Raw genomic sequence first — 17,407 nt, forward strand, 5'->3', positions numbered from 1 at the left:
GTTGGTTTTTAGTTGCTTATCAGTTGTGTAAGGCTGTCCTATAGTTTGCTTGTTTAAAGGCATTGCGATAAGCAAATAAAATACGTTATGATTGATAATGATTCTCATTTTATTGCTTGTATTTTCTATATTAAATAGCCTTTATATTAAAGAGGATTTTTTATGAACTCTCAAAACTCCACTTATCAAAATAGGCAAAATAGCAAACGCACCCCCATCGCTAATCAAGATGAAAAGCTTGATATTATCGAACACATTCACCAAGACCACCCCAAAGAGCTATTGGTCATTGCCAAAAACTATTACCCAGACTATTTTTCTAGTGGGCAATTTAAACATGCTCAAATTGTGGATATTTACCAAGAGGGCATATTATTAAAATTATCAAAGCAAGTACAGACAGATAATGCAGACGATAACCAAGTGAACCAAGCAGAACAAACAGAAAATGAACAGGACGTATTTATTGAGTTTGAATTAGAAGGAGATTTGGAAGAGCAGATTTTATATCTAGCCTATGTGTCAATGATAAAGCAAGGTGAAGAATTTGGTGAAGGCAATAAAAAGCAGTTTTTCACCGTTATTGGTAAACAGCAATTAAGCAAAAATATGATACGCCTAACCATCAAAAGTGACACACCATTACCAATCAATTATGCAGGTTATGCTTATGGTTTTGTACTCAAAACATTGGGTAGAAAAAATAATAATTTGCACCAAAATTCACAAAGTTCAGATAATAAATTATTAGCATTGGCAAAATTAAAGGGACTGTCAAAGCTTAAAGATAACTTGCCTAATTTATCTAATCTACCTACGCCTCCAGATTGGCTAACACAAAAGTTTAATATGGGGCTGTTACAGCTGATGAAACGGCTATCGAGTGAAAATCGGCAACGGCTATTTGCCACATTAAATAAAGACACCCGAGTTTATACCCTGCGTTCGGCATTTAAAAGTAGTGCTGACAGTCAGTTTTTGGATATGGGTTATGTTGATGTGTTTGTACATGGGGGTAGTGCAGGCAGTCGCTGGATTGATGGCTTACAGTTGGGTGATATCATCAGCAGTCGTAACCAAACGTCTGATAGGCATGAGCATTTAGCCAAAGGGCAAGCGGTATTAATCGCCGATGAAACCGCTTATCCTGCGGTCGCTGGGATTTTGGAGACATGGCAAAACCCAATACCACCACATTTGATTGTGATTAGCAGTGATAAAGAGGAACAAAGCTATTTTGTAGAGAATCACTTTGCAGAAAATAGTTCTGTAAACGGTATTGGACAAAATCTGCCAGAAAATTTAAAAAGTATAAGTATTCATCGCATTATCTGTCCTAACACTGAGCAAGGCAAACAAGTGATAGAGGTACTAAAAACTCTTGATAATATTGAGGTTAGCTGGGGAGCGTTAGAAAATAATGGCGCAAAACAGGTGCGTCATTATCTACGTAATGAGCGCAAGCTGACTGGCAAAAATAATCGAATTAAGGGCTATTGGCGCTTGGATAAGTAAGCTTGGATAAGTAAAAGGGTAATTTACAATAGCACACCTTTAGCCTGATTTTGTTTTTTATTGACGGCAACAAAAGTAGAGGCAGAAGTTTGTTGATTGGACACAGATAAAGATAGATTAGATGAGCCATTTGAGTCATCTATACCCAAACTTGCTAGCAACTCTTCGTCATCATAATCAATGTCATCATCGTCAAAGTGGTTCATGCCACAAGCATTGCACATAGTCATTCCTTACTTTCTTTTAATCTAAAACTTTTATCTGGTCAAATTAAGATAGTGTGGTTACTTCATCTCTGCCACTATCTTAAATCGACCATATACCAACGTAAATTTAGCTTAGCGTTTTAAGCCAAATTTACGTTGTTTTTTGTTGTTAATCTCAGTGAGGGCATGTTCAATTTCATCATCTGTTAAACTTGCGACCTGTTCCAAGATTTGCATCATACTAGGGCTAAGTACATAGCGAGCATGACGGGCAATGTCTTGAATACGATGATCAAATCTTAGTAGAGCAGTCTCTTCTTCTTTTTGTAGATAATCCAGACGGATTAGTGCATTAACAAAGCTAGTAAATAGGGCGGGATCAAAAAAGTCTGGAATACCATCAGCATAGAGTACAGACAGACGTTGCCCTAATAGATGTCCTAAATCAACCACTTGTTGTGCAGTTAGGTTACCTGAGCCTTGTTGTGCTAATAGTGCAAGGGTCATAAAGTAACGTTCAAGGCTTTGCTCAATTGGTGCAGCTAATACAGCAAGTTGTTGATAAGATTTACTATTAATTTCAGGAACACCAAGCATGTCATTCCCAAGATCAATAATTAGTCCATGCTCAATTAGATTATCAATTTTTTGATGAACAATTTCTGTTAGGTTACGGGCAGGATAGTATAAAAATAACTCACTTTGTAAAAATGGATACAACTGTATAACAATGGTATCTAGGCGTTTGCGCTCAATGCGATTATTGCGAGCGACCAATGCCGCTAAGAAAGATAGTAGGATAAATACATGTAGAATATTATTGCGGAAATAGCTGAGTAGTGGTGCTTGTTTATCCGTAATTTGAATGATATCACCGAGGATATGCGGTGTACGCTCGATCAGTTTTAGCTTGATGCCATAATTAATGATCGCTTGTGGTGACATATCTGTCACAGTGGTATCGCTATCATAGGGTAATTCTTTGGCAAGCCGTTGATAGAGAGCGATTTGCTCACGGCAGATGTCTTCATCTAAAGCTGCTTTAGGGGCAGATAGTAGCACTAAGGATAATAAAGAAACAGGATTGACCACAGCGGCTTTGTTAATATGCTGCATGACTTTGATACCGATATTGTCAATCATTGCTGTCGCATTATTGTCCAGTGGGGTATCCGTTCGATCGCTGGGTAGGCTTTCTGGTTCAACATCAAACTTTTTCATAAAGTCACTCAGATGCAGTGGCGCACCAAAACTTAAATGCACATGCCCAAAGATGCGTTCAATTTTACGGCTGACTTTAAGTAGACCTAGTATTGATTCGGATTCTTTTGGCTTACCTTTTAGCTCACCAATATAAGTACCGCCTTCCATGATACGCTCATAGCCAATATAGGTGGGAATAAAGACCACAGGTTTGGTGCTATGGCGTAGTTGACTGTGTACTGTCATTGCCAGCATACCCATTTTGGGAGGTAGAAGACGACCTGAGCGAGAACGACCACCTTCGATAAAGTATTCTAATGGTGTATTTCGAGTAATAAGCGTATGCAGATACTCTCGCAATACTGCTGTATATAGAGCATTACCTTTAAAGCTACGGCGGATATAAAATGCCACCGCACCACGCAGTATGGGGCCAAGAACAGGCACATCAAGGTTATTGCCTGCTGCCACATAAGGTATGCTTAATCCTCGTTTATAAATTACATAAGACAGCAGTAGATAATCAACATGGCTACGATGACAGGGAACATAAACTAATTCATAATCAGTTGCCAGCTCACGTACTCGATCAAAGTGATGCACTTCAACCCCATCATAAAGCTGTGTCCATAGCCAGGTTAAAAAGCGATCAAAAAAACGTATGATGGGGTAGGAGTAATCGTTGACAATTTCATTGGCATAACCACGTGCGATACGACGTGCGTCTCGTAGAGGGATATTTTCACGCTCAGCTTCTTGCTCACACGCATGTTTAATGGCAGGTGAATAAATCAGCTTATCGACCAGATTACGTCGATCTGATTGATCTGGACCTAGCATGGTTGCCCGCTGTTTATCGAGATAGTGTTTGAGACTTTGTTGTACTAAGCGGGTTGTCTCAAGGTTGGCATCGTGCTCATTAATCAATGCGGTTGAGGCAGATTCTTTTGAGCTAAAACTGTGCTTACTATTTAGATCAGACGTGGGTATTTGACAGTCTTTGATTAACTGTTGCAATGGCTGCGCTGTGTGAAATTGTACAAAAGTATCTCGTCCCATCACACCGATATTAAATAGCTGTTTGGTGATGCTAGGGTCTTCCCAGTTATCTGCCATTAACAGTTTGAATAAAGAGTCTTCTTTTTCGGGTGCACGTCCCCATAGTATGGTGACAGGAATTAGATCAATTTTCAGCTCAGGATACTGACGGCAGGCGTGGATCAGTCGAATGAGCCTTGGTGAGATCTGTGAGTCTTTTGCATTGGGGTGGTGCAAAAATATGATGGCGGCATTTTCATCAATGTGATGCACACTATCTTTTACACCAACCAAAGCAGGTGGCAGATTGTATTCATGAGTTTGTAAATCGATCAATATACTATTGGAGCGTGAATACTCTTGTAATACATAAAAAGTCAGTGTCTGCTCATTTTCGTTTGCTTCTGGTAGATCACCAAATACTTTGGGTTTTACTGCCACACTCAATACCTGACCAGATAGCTTACGATACATCTGATGCACAGGGTTACCTCCCATTGTTACTGGCGCAGGTGGTTTTTGTGTTGTTTTTGGTGTCGCTGCTTGAGGGTGTGTTTGCTTGGGTAGCGACTGTTTTTTTAATGTGTTTTTTAACTTAGTTTTTAAAAAGTTGGTCAGCATGAGTCGATATCAAACTTCGTTGCAAAAGATGTGCTTATGATGCCATAATTTTGCTTAAAGTGATACGCTTGTGGTTTTAGTTTCATAGCCAAATATGTGATAAAAAGAGTGTGAATTATTTATAATAGGACTTACGTAAAAATACAATATTAGCCTTATAAAGTGACTGGGAATTATATTGAGCCTTTGGAACTATGTACAGCTAACCCACCTTATAAATAAAAAGCAACGATTATCAGTCACCGACAATCTATAAAATTGTGTAACTGCTATCTAATCATCGTTTGTTTATAAGTTTGAGTATCAATATGATAATGTCTAAACAGTTAGATGTACTGTAATAAGTATCATTATTAACTACATATTAGTAATAGGAATATTAGTAATTAAAAAAAGTTAAACAAAATTAAAAAAAGTGTAAAATAGGGTGTAGGCTTCATTATAGTGAACTTTTAAGGACATAAATTTTTAAGTTTTTTATGCGCTAGATGTTTATTATTGCTATGTTATATCGTTATATATAAGACATCACACCCTAATAATTATTACTGATGGTTCTGAAGATACTTATTTATATTACAGTTGCATTTTTATTCAGTGTTAGCTATTTTGATTATAGTTAAAGCGTCTGTTGTCCTATTCATATTGAGTACCAGTGAGTGGTTTTAGTCAGCAGTCCGATTCTTGCCTATTGTTACAGTCTGCTGTTGTGGGCTGATATTTATTTAAAAACAAGAGAGTGATGTTTTATGTCAGATAAGTCTTTTGCTAATCCTATGCCAGTCGATTACCAATTATTGGTCAAACAGTTGTTAGAAACATTGCAACTCAAGCAAATAGCAGCAGATGTCTTTGAGGGACAAAGTTATGACTACGTTGGTAAACGCATTTTTGGTGGACAGGTATTGGCACAAGCATTGATGGCAGCATCACACACATTGGATACTCCAAAGCCTTGTCACTCTTTTCATAGTTATTTTTTACGTGGCGGTAATATCAATCAACCAGTGATTTATCGAGTACGTAGATTGCGAGATGGTCGTAGTTTATCTGCACGTGAAATCACAGCGGTACAATATAAAGAGGGGCTTGAGGGTGAGCGCATCGAGCAGCGTATATTTTGTATGATGGCATCTTTTTCACCGATGGAAGGCGGTCTTGATTATCAAGAAGACATGCCTGCTTATCCACCACCAGAAGATCTATTAGCAGAGCAACAGCTTAAAGAGCAGTTTGTTGGTAATGTGCCTGATGCGCTAAAGGCTCGCTTTATGCGGCAGCGGCATATTGAGATTAAGCCAGTTAAGCCTCGTGATCCAATCAATCCTAAACAAATACCACCAAAACAAGCCAACTGGCTGTGTATTAAAGCGTTGGGTACACAGTCGGTCGCTGTACAGCAAGCTTTATTGGCTTTTTCATCGGACTTTTATTTGATTGGTACGGGTTTGATGCCACATGGGATTAGCTTTATGACCAAAGGTTTGCAAGCTGCTAGTATCGACCACTCGATGCATTTTCATCGTGCTTTTGATCTCAATCATTGGCTGCTTTATGATATGTGGAGTGATACCTCTGCTAACTCCAAAGGTCTAAATCATGGACAATTTTGGCAAGATGGTAAGCTGGTTGCAACTGTACAGCAAGAAGGATTGATGCGTTTGCGCTGATATGCGGAGAGATGACCATAACTGATAATATAGACGGCGTTATTCGCGATAAATTCATATTTTATCTTCTTACTTTGCTACTGCTGTCTTTTAATATCTGTCTCCACGCATATGTTTTGAATTTTTGGCTTAATATTAAGTAAAATCGTTTATTATTCACTTAACTTAAAATTAATTAGTTAAATAAATTAATATATGACTTTTTTCAAACTGTAGTTGGCTCAATACAAAACTGGCACAAAGTCAAATTTGCTCGCAGTACTACTTGTACACCTTCGCTCGTTTTCCTTGTAACAATATTATTTTGAATTGACTATATACCTGTGAAGTCAGGAAACGAATTAAAATCAGTTCCTCCTTCTTTTTTAAGAAGGAGATTAGGACGACGGGTTGTAGTTGAGAGCGAGGTATCAGTAATATGGTGATATTATGTAGAAGTATATTATTAAGAATGTAGCAGTCAAAGCTTGTTTTGATGAGCATTTGGTAAAGACAGTGATTAAAAACTGTGTAACTGGATATTAAGCCGGCAAACCTTGATTAATCAGATATATATTTATTATATGATTTTACCACTTGATGTAAATCAGTATCATGAAATATATTTTCATAACGTACTTTTGCACCTCTCCAACGATGATTAAACCATTCATCTACTTCTTCTATTCTATCTTTTGAATGATTTACTGCTTTATAGTTTTCGGTAGAGCCAAATCTATCAAATATTAATTTTTTAGGGTTTGCAGGGTGAATACCAAACTCATCTAAACATAAAGCTGCATCACTTGCCCATAGATTTGCATGGTCATGAATTAAGCAAGGAATTATTTTATATAAATCTATCCAATTAATATAACCCGTTATTTTAGAGTATTGGATAAGCTCATCAAGATATTTAACATTATCAGTTAAAATAAAATCTGCTTCAAATTTACTTGCAATAAAATTTTCAATAACATAGTAGCCATCAAACTTTAATAAAGCTATAGGAAACTTACCTCCACTCAACTTCCTCACATTAGTTAAATTATTAATATCAGAAACTTCTGACCAATGTTCCTCTGTTAGTAACAACCAGTTATCAATAAATTGATTTTGATAATTTTGCCAAAAATAAAATCTATTTAAAGTACGATTATATAATCTAGATTTTCGTTTTTCTGCTTTATTAAAATCTAACTCTTTATCTAAAATCTCATGATACTTTTTATCAGCTTCATAATCAGCAAGCAATTCTATCACATTTTTTAGTTGATAGTAATTTCCAGAACCTAACCAGCAACGTAATACTATTCGATATTCATCACCTAATAACTCAAGAAACCTTGGTTCTAAGTTTTTTTTCTTTAGCCATTCAAATATGGTGTCAAAAGGTTCAATTTTCTTTTCAAGTTTTGATAAGTTTGAGTTGGACTTACCCCCAAAAAAAGGATGGTCAAAAATCATTTTTGCTTGCTCAACAGCAAAGTTTAAGTCTTTCTTACGACTTAAAAAATTTAATATAGGTTGTCGATAATCTTTGAGCGAGGTCTTGGAGTTAGTAGATAACTTAAAATATTTACCAATCCATATCTCACGGCTATTTTCTCGTAATGGCTTAGTGCTTGGTAGATTATAACGAGATAATAATTTATCTACTGTTATTTTATACTCAAAAGCTAAGTTAGCTAACTTGTTGGCATTTTTTTCTAACAAAGCAATGACTAACTTTTGATGTATTTCGTCATGCCAAATTTGTTGTAGAGCATATTTTTTAAGTTCATTTTGTAAGTTACTAAACATGCTTTGACTATTAGCTGACTGCTGGTTTTTTAGGCTATCTTGCATAACGTCATGTAAAACAAAGAGCAGGCTCATATTCAATACTCCTGTATCTCCTTGTGTTTTGCTATAAAATGCAGATACCCACCAATTTTCAGCCACTTTTTTGGCAATATTATTATCTAACCATTGTATATCTGGAAAAATGATTAATGATATTACATCAAGAATATTAAAGTCCTCAATATAACCCTTAGTTAATTTATTAAAGCTATTATTTGCTTGTTTTTTTAAATCAATATCATCAATATTAAATCCTAACTTACTTAAATCCATATGTTTCCATGGTGTAACTTCAAATAAAGAAGGCAGCGGTTTTACTTCTTTTAAATTACTAGTTGTAATATGGTCAAAATTTATTTTAAATATAGACATTATTTATTCCTTACGGTGTATCTAGACCATTCGCTTCATTTTGAGCTTGTTTTGCTCTTTTATCAATTATTCTTGCTGACTTGTCAATATCATCATTTCCTGTATTAGCATTTTCTGCTAAAAAGTTGGTTTGTCTAAAGTTAAACTTAAAAACAATCTTTCTATCTTTAGGATTTTCCACTTCATCTTGTCCTACAGTATCATTTTCACCTCGTCCAACCGCAGTGAGTTTTTGTAAAAATTTTTCTTTATTATCAAACTGCATATTATCAATATAAATTAATACTGCATTAGCACGACGTGTACTTAAATCCATATTATAAGCATAACTACCTACTCTATCTGTATGTCCTTCTACAATTAAACGAGTAATTAAGTCTTGTTGGTTAGGATCTAACTCTTTAAAAATAGCATCAGCATAGATAGGAATAAAATTATCTAAAAAATCTCTACCTTGTTCTGTTAAAGTATCTTGACCGAATTCAAATGCAAAATCAGTTGGAATATTAATATCTCCTGTTTTTGGATCAATGGTTGCATTAACATCTTTTGCTTTTAAAACTTCTTGTACATCATGGATAATAGCAACTTGTTCTTTATCTTGATTGACTAAAATGGCAATACTGATGGTCAAAAATATTGCCATGAGTCCTGTCATTAAATCAGATAAAGCAATCCAAGTAGTGGCATCTTCTTCATAATCTTGTGGTGACTCTTCATTATAAAATAACATCTATATATTCCTTGTTTAGTCATCATTATGATTAGAGTTTTGAAGGCTATTGGCTAAGACAGATAGTGCAGTTGCTAGCTCTTGTATTTTAGTATTAATGTTATCATTTAATAAATTTATTTGGTTGATATAACTTTCATTTAAATGTGAGAAAGATTTATCAAATTCTGAAATGATATCAACACCTAATGTTTGTAAAGCTTTATTGATTTTTTCCATTTCATTGTTGGTTGTTTGAATATCTTTAATATAACCAGACTTTCCTTCATTTAAGGTAGTAGCAATGGTGGTCATCTCGTTAAGTAAAGGCTTATAAGTTTGTGTGGTATCATGTTGAATATTTTGTAAATCTTGGTTGATGGATTGTTGGGTGCTATGTAGCTTTTTCTGTTCATCAGTCATATTAATAAACTGCTGGTTAAGTTCGTTTGCAGTTTGTTGTAATGCTCTGTTTTGTTCACCCAAGGTTTTTTCTAGCTCTTTATTTTGTTGCTCAAAAAATTCAGTTAAGCTTTCTTTATAGGTCTCTTTAAATGCAGTGAGCTGCTCTTGTAAGATAGTTGATGAATTTTCAATTGTTTCGTGAATATTTCCTAATGAATTTTTTAATTCATCTGAAGTTTGGCTCATTAAGTCAGCAGCTCTAGTACCTGTTTCCTCTAGTTCTGTATTCATACGATTTAAATGAGTATCCATATTTTTATTAAACTCAGATAAGATTCCTTTTAAATCTGTTAATACATTTTCTGACATTTTTCCAATAATTTCACTCATTTTTGTTTGAGTATCATTTAATGTTTTATTCATTTCAATCATGGCTAAACTGATTGCATCTGTTAATGCAGTCTGTGCCGCTCTCATACTGTTAGTAATAGCGGGTTCAATTTTAGCTAAGTTGTCTGATAAATCTGCATTGAATTTATCCAAGATATTACTTTGTTTATCTTGAATACCTCTCATATCAATGACTAACTGTTCTGTATTAGCAGTAATTTTATCAACGGTATCTTTCATACCCTCAATAATACCCTTTATATCGTCTCTAGTTTGTTGTAGTTCACCATTCATCTCTTTCATGGTTTCTCTTATGGCTGTGGTCAATGAGCTTTCTGCATTACTCATACCACGTTTAATGGCAGGTTCAATACCGCTTAAACTGATGGCTAATTTATCATTAAACTCTGATAGCATATTTTTTTGCTCAGTTTGTAGAGTTTTCATACTATCAACAGTTTTTCCCATCTCAGTAACTAAGGATTGGGTTTGGTCTGTTACTTTATTCATGGTATCAGTGGTCTTATTCACAGCTTCAATTAGTTTGTTATTAGTTTCATGGCTATTATTAACGGCTTTAGTAACAGCTAATACTGAGCTGTTGGTTGTTTTTATTTCCGCTTTAATAGGTTCTAATACTTCTGATTTTAAGTCCTCTAATAAGCCCTTAATTACTTCACTATTATTTTTTTCAAGGCTTTGGCGAATGTCCTCAAGTGGTTGTGCTAATGCATCTTTAACAGCAATGCCTACTTTTTGAGATAGGATATCACTGAGTCTATCTATATCATTACCAGTCTCTATTTGTTTAATGGCAATACTCATTTCAGAGATGGCCGTATTCATATTAGCAAATAGGTCTTGTTGTTGCTTAGTTTGATATTTTAGTATTTTTACTATGCTATTAAGTGATTCATTGAGAGATTTAGATTGATTATTGCTTTTATCTAGATTATTTTTTGAAATATCTTTAATATTATTTAGAGCGTTTATGACTTCATTTTGACTTTTACGATTGTTCTCTTGCTGTTCCTCCCATTCTTCAACTCTAATCTCTTGATAGGCTTTGGCTCTTATATTATTTGCAATATTAATTAGAAAATTTGCCATCATAAAAAATACGGCACTACCAATACCTAAGATAGAATATATAAATACAGGTTGTAATTCGCTGATAAAATTGCTAATTTGCGAGGGGTCATTAAGATTAAATTCTTTTAAAGCAACGGTTAGCCCATAGAATGTGCCGAATAGACCAATTGCAGTCATAATACTAGGTGCAGGTTTAACAATACCTGAAAAAATTTTATCAAAGTATGCAAAAGCAGGACGAGCAGATAGCAAATAACAAATAATAAAAGCAATAAAGGTGATAGAAAAAATATCAAAGAATATTGACATTGTTTTATATATAAAAGGTAAGTGTTCTTGTGCTTGTTGTGATATATTTTGCCAAAAATCAGGCAGGAAAAATGAGAAAAACCAGCTCATAAGATTCATATAAATTATCCTAAGTTAGTTAAATAATTTGAAAAAATTGTAACTCTTCATCAGTAAAATACTGAATTAATTTCTGTTTGGGAATGTGGCAACGATATTTACCCTCTAAATCTTTACTTTCTAGACTATAGATTTCACCTGTTTCATTTGGGTCTAGTTCAATAATAATGGGAGATTCTGTAAGTATTGTTGTTTGGTGATAAGCTAACCGTAATGCCATAATTTGGCAGTTATCTTTTTGTTGGGTTAGTAATCTTATTTGCTGTTGATAAAACTCTAATTTGCATTGTTCAAGTGAACTAATATTTTCTTTTTGTTGTAGAACTTGATATTTATTTTCTGTATCTTTCCATTGGTTATTAAAGTTTGCTGCTTGTTTTATCCAATAATTGATGGTGAAGTTGTTATTTATTTTGGTAGATAAATTTATATTCATGTTTAATCCCTATTGAAAGTTAAGAATTTAATTTTATTGAAGAGAAAAAAATAATGGGTCTACCAAGTTAGATATTCTTATTTAGGATAAGTATATTTTATCTAATAAAAAAAGACTATCTAAACTTGTATTAGATAGTCTTTTTCAATGAAACTTAGTATGACTGTATATTATTAGTTAAATCTACCAAATTAACGCTGAAGCACTGCGCTGAGTGATAAATCCATCAGGGGTTTGACCATTATTGGCTTGCCAACGGGCAAAAGCTTTGCGAGTATTTATTCCAATGACACCATCAACACCATTGGTATCATACCCAGCATCGGTTAAGCGTTGTTGCAATGTCTGAACTTGATATGTTGATAATGGTCGCTCATAACGAGGCCATGCTTTTTGTAGACCACCTTGCCCTGCAATGGCTTTACCAAGTAAGCTGACCCCCAGAGCATAGTTTGATGAGTTGTTATAGACCTTAATAACGTCAAAGTTTTTGCTCAGCAGTAGGGCAGGACCATCTTGTCCTGCTGGTAACCATAGCTCAAGTGGCGTATAGGCATCGATATAATTACCATTTATCGCAGTGATGCCAAGTGCTCGCCACTGATTAAATGCTTGCTTAGTCCCCACCAAACTATAGTCAAAGTTACTGGGTAACTGTACTTCGTAAAAAGGTGCTAAACCACGTACCCAGCCTGAATTGCTAAGGTAGTTGGCAGTTGATGCCAGCGCATCGGCAGTAGACCAAGGGCTACGATGACCATCGCCATCACCATCAACGCCTTGAGCCAGCCATGTTGCTGGGATAAACTGTGTTTGTCCCATACCACCTGCCCATGAGCCTTTTAGCTGCGAAGTATAGACATCACCACGTTGGATAAGGTCTAACATGGCTAATAGTTGTGATTCAGCAAAATTTTGGCGTCTGCCATCATAGGCTAGGCTGCTTAGCGCACTGGGTAAATCAGTTTTACCAGTCACAGCACCGTAGGCAGATTCCATGCCCCAAATACCAGCAATAATCTCCGCATTAACCCCATATTGTGACTCTAAACGTGATAATAAGGCTTGTTGATTGGCAAAATTACGTCGTCCACTATTGACTCTGCTATCATTTACTGCTGAGTCGGCATATTCCCACGGCATTTTGGAGAATTCAGGCTGTCCTGAGTCTAGTGATAATACTTGATGGTTCATCTGTGCAGAGCTCATAAGCTGTTGTACTGCATAGCTGTCATAGCCTGTAGCGATGGCGCGTCTAGTAAAATCTGCTTTCCAATCATCAAAGCTGTGATAGCTTTTTTGAGGTTGAGGTTGAGGTTGAGGTTGAGGTTGAGGTTGAGGTTGAGGTTGAGGTTGAGGCTTGGGTTGTGGTGTTGGCGTAATGGTGGTGGTTTGTTGAATAACGGTAGCCTGTGCCACAGTGGGTTTTTGTGGTACGACAGGTCTGGGTGGCTGAGTGACGACCACATTTGGTACAGGGTGCTGTTGTGGTGATGGTTGACTGGCACAACCTGAAAGCAACAATAAAAGGCTAAATGAATAAATGGGCGTGTGTTTGGTTAGCATAAGGGCTTCTCTATCTCTATATCATTAATGTTTGATTCTAAATACCCATAAATTGGATGTAATAAAACCTTTAAAATCCGTAAAATAACACCACCTATTCTGTGGTTTATATATGATCATCGGTTTCGTTTTTCATTATGTTATTAATTAACAGTTTCTAGGAAGTTTATCATGATATTTAAAAAAAACCATCTATTGCTCACAAGCTTATCCCTGTCTATGGCATTTTTGGCTGCATGCCAACCAAATAATACAGAAGAAACCAACCATACAGTAACAACAGACACTCAGCAATCAACTACTGATATGCAATCCCAAGCTACTACAGCGACAATAGAGGAACATGATCATCATGATATGCACGCTACGACAGATAATGAAGTAGAGCAAGCCTATATGCAAAGTATGTCACAAATGCATGATGATATGATGGCCGGCATGATGGCAAATGACCCTGATGTGGCATTTGCTAAAGGTATGCTGCCGCATCATAAGGGTGCAGTGGCGATGGCAGAGGTACAGCTAAAATATGGTAAAGATGCGACCATGCGTAAGCTTGCCGAAGACATCATCAAAGCCCAACAAGCTGAAATCAAGCAGATGCAAAACTGGATAAGTGATCATCCTGATACAGACAAACAAGATAATACCGAAGCGATGCAACAGGCTTATCATGAAAGTATGCAGGCAATGCATGGCGATATGATGACAGGTATTAGCGAGCCTGACCCTGATATGGCATTTGCCAAAGGCATGCTACCGCATCATGAGGGCGCAGTGGCGATGGCAGAAGTTGAGCTAAAATATGGTAAAGATGATGCCATGCGAAAATTGGCAGAAGATATTATTGCCGCACAGCAGTCTGAGATTGAGCTAATGCAAAGCTGGATAAGCGAACATTCATAATAGCTAAATAGCTAAGCTAAAACTCATAACATACTAACAGTGTGATGGTAGTTATGAGTCGTTATAAAGTTGCTAATACTTTTAGCATTGCTTTGGGTAATCCCAAAGATTTGGCATGGCTATCATCACACCATATAAACTGAATATCAGCTTTGGTTAATTGCTTGCATAACTCATCAGCTTGGCTGTTATCCAATATCAATAAAACTGGGCTTAAATACCAATGGAAATGGGTTAACGTATGTTTGATAGAGTCTTTATCGGCTGATTGTTTATTGGTATTTGTATCGCTGATATTCTTATTTAAGTTCTTATTTAAATGTTTGTCTAAATACTTATCTAAATAGGCATTAATAATCTGCTCAGCAAGGGTAAACTCTGCTTCATAAGCCTTATCTTCTTTGCTAGTGGCTAACACCTTTTTGCCTTGTGTTTTTTGCACAAACTGCAAAGGTAAACTCCATAGCCCACCCCAAATTCCAGACTCAGGACGCTGTAGCCACAACACCTGCCCTTGTGGATTGGTTAATAATAAAACATCGCTATATTTGCTTGGTTTCGGTTGTTTTTTGGCTTTTACAGGATAGGCAGTCTCACAGCCTTGTTGATGGGCGATACAATCATTTTGCAGTGGACACAGTAGACAAGCAGGTTTGGTGCGGGTACATAAGGTCGCCCCCATATCCATCATCGCTTGCGCAAATTCACCACTTTGCAGATTGGGAGTAAGACGTTCAGCCAATGCCCATAACTGTTTATTGGTTGCCGATTTGGTAATGTCACCATTAATGCCTGCCCAACGAGTCAGTACGCGTTTGACATTGCCATCACAAATCACCCCATAGCCATGCAACCCCATCGCTACAATCGCTCCTGCGGTTGAGCGTCCTACCCCTGATATACCCTCCCAATCAACAACGGTTTGCGGAAATTCGCCAGTCTCATTGATAATCTCAACCAACTGTTTTGCGCCTTTGTGCAGGTTTCTGGCTCTGGCATAGTAGCCAAGTCCTGCCCAATGCTCAGCAACCATATCCCAATCGGCACTAGCTAAATCCTGTACGGTCGGAAATGAGCTGATAAATCGCTGAAAATAAGGGATAACGGTGGTGACTTGCGTTTGTTGCAGCATCACTTCTGATAGCCAAACGATATACGGATTTGGATTGTCGGTTTTGTGCTGTTGCCACGGTAGGTCGTGGCGACCATTATCAGCAAACCAAGCCAAAATACGTGGTGCAAAGCTATCTAAGGCTTTGTCTGGTTGAGAAAAGCGAGTTTGTGCAAAGTTGGCTTGAGAATTACTGGATTGTGGAGAGTCAGTTTTGGATTCGGTTTTGGAGATGATAGCTGGCAAGAAAAATCCTTGTGGCTTTATATATTGAGAGTTGGGTTATTGATAAAAGGGTATTTTAGCATTATTTGATACATTCGATTTTTGCAATTTATTTGTCATTTGCGATTCTTTCTTGCCCGCAATTTACGTTGTTTTTTCTCTTCTAATTTGGCTTGTTTTTTTGCTTCAGCTTTTGCCCGTATCTCAGCGACCAATACTTCCTCTTGCTCACGCATTTCTGGCGTTTCCATCGTAATACGTCCAATCGTGCCACTGCGTAGCTCATTAATCAGTATTTCAGAAATACGTTGCATATCGACCTGATTGCCCGAGCGGATACAGCCACGATTTCTCCCTGCCATTTCCAAAAATACCCAGTCATTTTGAGGCAGCTCATCTATTTTATAGCGGGCTTGTAATAGCTCAGGATAGGCTTGCAGTAGATATTCGGCAGTATAGCTTGCCACATCTTCATAATTAAAGGCGGTATCTCGGATTGCACCTGTAGCAGCAAGTCGATAGCCAGAGTTAGGATTTTCTATTTTTGGCCACAGCATTCCGGGAGTGTCATAAAGCATGATGTCTTCGTCAATTTTGATAAGTTGCTGTGACTTGGTGACGGCAGGTTCATCACCTGTTTTGGCAATACGTCGTCCTGCTAAGTTGTTAATTAAGGTAGATTTTCCCACATTAGGAATACCCATAATAATGGCTTTAATTTGTCGTCCTGTGCCAACTTTATTGGGAACAAGTTTTTTGCAAAGCTCAATAATTTGCTTTACTTGTGTTGCTTTGTCAGTATCACAAGTCAGTGTTTTTACTCCTGCTTCTTGCTCAAGATAGACTTGCCACTGCTTGCTCATATCAGGGTCAGCAAGGTCAGCTTTATTTAAAATTTTGATGACGGGTTTTTCGCCACGTAAGGTTGTTATCATGGGGTTATCGCTACTATAAGGAATACGAGCATCCAGCACTTCGATAATCACGTCCATTTGTGGCATGATTTCTTTAATCTCATTGCGGGCTTTGTTCATATGCCCAGGAAACCATTGGATACTGGCTTGATTCATCATTTGTCTCATTTTATTGCTATTAAGGGGCTAGGTGAGATTAGTAAAACTAGTTAATTAGTAAAATTAGTTAAACTGGTTAAATTAAATAGGGCCCAGAGTTTACCCTAAGTATTGTTGTAACCATACTACTGCTTCATCTGGACTATACACAGGCGTGCTAGAGGCTGTGAAGTCTTTAGTATTTCGGATGATAATGACGTCTATAGTCGGCTCAATACAAAACTGTTACGTCGTCAAACTCGCTCGCAGTACTACTTGTACACCTTCGCTCGTTTTCCTTGTAACAGTATTATCTTGAATTGACTATATTCCCACAGCCGTTGCTGAACAAAAAATCACCGCATCTTCAAAGTCTTTGGCATTGGTTTGTTGGGCTTGTTGTAATACAAACTTGTTTACTGCGGTGATGTCAAATAAATCCAAAAGATATTCTATGGCAGTGTTTACTCTAGATTTATCATAAAACTTTGTCAATAAAAAATAGATAGTGGTTATTGAGTTGGCACATATAGTCAATTCAAAACAAAAGAGTTATAGTAAGGACAAATATCATAAAATAATTTAGATAAATCGTTTTCTAACCAACCTTTACGTAAAGATTTCACGTTTCCCCACTTCTTTTCAATAGGATTTA

The 17,407-nt window shown here is 36.6% G+C and carries 13 protein-coding genes; 3 read left to right on the forward strand and 10 right to left on the reverse strand.

What is annotated here, in order from left to right; all coding sequences use genetic code 11:
* The first annotated feature begins 162 nt into the window (after positions 1 to 162).
* On the forward strand, positions 163 to 1,515 hold the full coding sequence (locus tag FHK89_RS00965; RefSeq protein ID WP_230655811.1) for a siderophore-interacting protein: 1,353 nt from the start codon (positions 163 to 165) through the stop codon (positions 1,513 to 1,515).
* A gap of 23 nt (positions 1,516 to 1,538) precedes the next feature.
* On the opposite strand, the gene FHK89_RS00970 is transcribed toward FHK89_RS00965, so the two are convergent.
* Together FHK89_RS00970 and plsB are read right to left on the reverse strand one after the other, a co-directional pair.
* The gene (locus FHK89_RS00970) at positions 1,539 to 1,739 is read right to left on the reverse strand and encodes a hypothetical protein (RefSeq protein WP_230655813.1); all 201 of its coding nucleotides are present in this window, start codon (positions 1,737 to 1,739) and stop codon (positions 1,539 to 1,541) included.
* Between the two features lie 114 nt (positions 1,740 to 1,853).
* Complete coding sequence (gene plsB, locus FHK89_RS00975) at positions 1,854 to 4,583, reverse strand: glycerol-3-phosphate 1-O-acyltransferase PlsB (RefSeq protein WP_442966537.1); 2,730 nt, start codon at positions 4,581 to 4,583, stop codon at positions 1,854 to 1,856.
* 749 nt (positions 4,584 to 5,332) lie between these two features.
* Between plsB and FHK89_RS00980 the strand changes: the two genes are divergently transcribed.
* A complete protein-coding gene (locus FHK89_RS00980; RefSeq protein WP_442966538.1) occupies positions 5,333 to 6,253 on the forward strand; it encodes an acyl-CoA thioesterase in 921 nt (306 codons plus the stop codon).
* A 540-nt stretch (positions 6,254 to 6,793) separates the two neighbouring features.
* Here the strand turns inward: FHK89_RS00980 and FHK89_RS00985 are convergent.
* The 5 genes from FHK89_RS00985 to FHK89_RS01005 all read right to left on the reverse strand — a co-directional run bounded on the left by FHK89_RS00985 (position 6,794) and on the right by FHK89_RS01005 (position 13,458).
* Complete coding sequence (locus FHK89_RS00985) at positions 6,794 to 8,449, reverse strand: hypothetical protein (protein ID WP_230655815.1); 1,656 nt, start codon at positions 8,447 to 8,449, stop codon at positions 6,794 to 6,796.
* Between the two features lie 10 nt (positions 8,450 to 8,459).
* The gene (locus FHK89_RS00990; RefSeq protein ID WP_230655817.1) at positions 8,460 to 9,182 is read right to left on the reverse strand and encodes an OmpA/MotB family protein; all 723 of its coding nucleotides are present in this window, start codon (positions 9,180 to 9,182) and stop codon (positions 8,460 to 8,462) included.
* A 15-nt stretch (positions 9,183 to 9,197) separates the two neighbouring features.
* The gene (locus FHK89_RS00995) at positions 9,198 to 11,456 is read right to left on the reverse strand and encodes a hypothetical protein (protein WP_230655819.1); all 2,259 of its coding nucleotides are present in this window, start codon (positions 11,454 to 11,456) and stop codon (positions 9,198 to 9,200) included.
* Positions 11,457 to 11,475: 19 nt separating this feature from the next.
* On the reverse strand, positions 11,476 to 11,892 hold the full coding sequence (locus tag FHK89_RS01000) for a hypothetical protein (RefSeq protein WP_230655820.1): 417 nt from the start codon (positions 11,890 to 11,892) through the stop codon (positions 11,476 to 11,478).
* A 183-nt stretch (positions 11,893 to 12,075) separates the two neighbouring features.
* Positions 12,076 to 13,458, reverse strand: a complete 1,383-nt coding sequence (locus tag FHK89_RS01005; RefSeq protein WP_230655821.1) for a lytic murein transglycosylase — start codon at positions 13,456 to 13,458, stop codon at positions 12,076 to 12,078.
* Between the two features lie 171 nt (positions 13,459 to 13,629).
* Here FHK89_RS01005 and copM point away from each other — a divergent pair, with 171 nt between their 5' ends.
* Complete coding sequence (copM, locus tag FHK89_RS01010; RefSeq protein WP_230655822.1) at positions 13,630 to 14,364, forward strand: CopM family metallochaperone; 735 nt, start codon at positions 13,630 to 13,632, stop codon at positions 14,362 to 14,364.
* Positions 14,365 to 14,425: 61 nt separating this feature from the next.
* Here the strand turns inward: copM and mutY are convergent, their stop codons facing one another.
* The 3 genes from mutY to FHK89_RS14930 form a co-directional block, all read right to left on the reverse strand.
* Positions 14,426 to 15,721, reverse strand: coding sequence for an A/G-specific adenine glycosylase (mutY, locus tag FHK89_RS01015; RefSeq protein WP_268992895.1), 1,296 nt, complete (start codon positions 15,719 to 15,721; stop codon positions 14,426 to 14,428).
* A gap of 95 nt (positions 15,722 to 15,816) precedes the next feature.
* Positions 15,817 to 16,773, reverse strand: coding sequence for a ribosome biogenesis GTPase YlqF (gene ylqF, locus FHK89_RS01020; RefSeq protein ID WP_230655823.1), 957 nt, complete (start codon positions 16,771 to 16,773; stop codon positions 15,817 to 15,819).
* A 303-nt stretch (positions 16,774 to 17,076) separates the two neighbouring features.
* Complete coding sequence (locus FHK89_RS14930; RefSeq protein WP_329958676.1) at positions 17,077 to 17,289, reverse strand: PIN domain-containing protein; 213 nt, start codon at positions 17,287 to 17,289, stop codon at positions 17,077 to 17,079.
* Between the last annotated feature and the right edge of the window lie 118 nt (positions 17,290 to 17,407).

The sequence above is a fragment of the Psychrobacter sp. I-STPA10 genome, from assembly GCF_021012795.1.
GTDB lineage: Bacteria > Pseudomonadota > Gammaproteobacteria > Pseudomonadales > Moraxellaceae > Psychrobacter.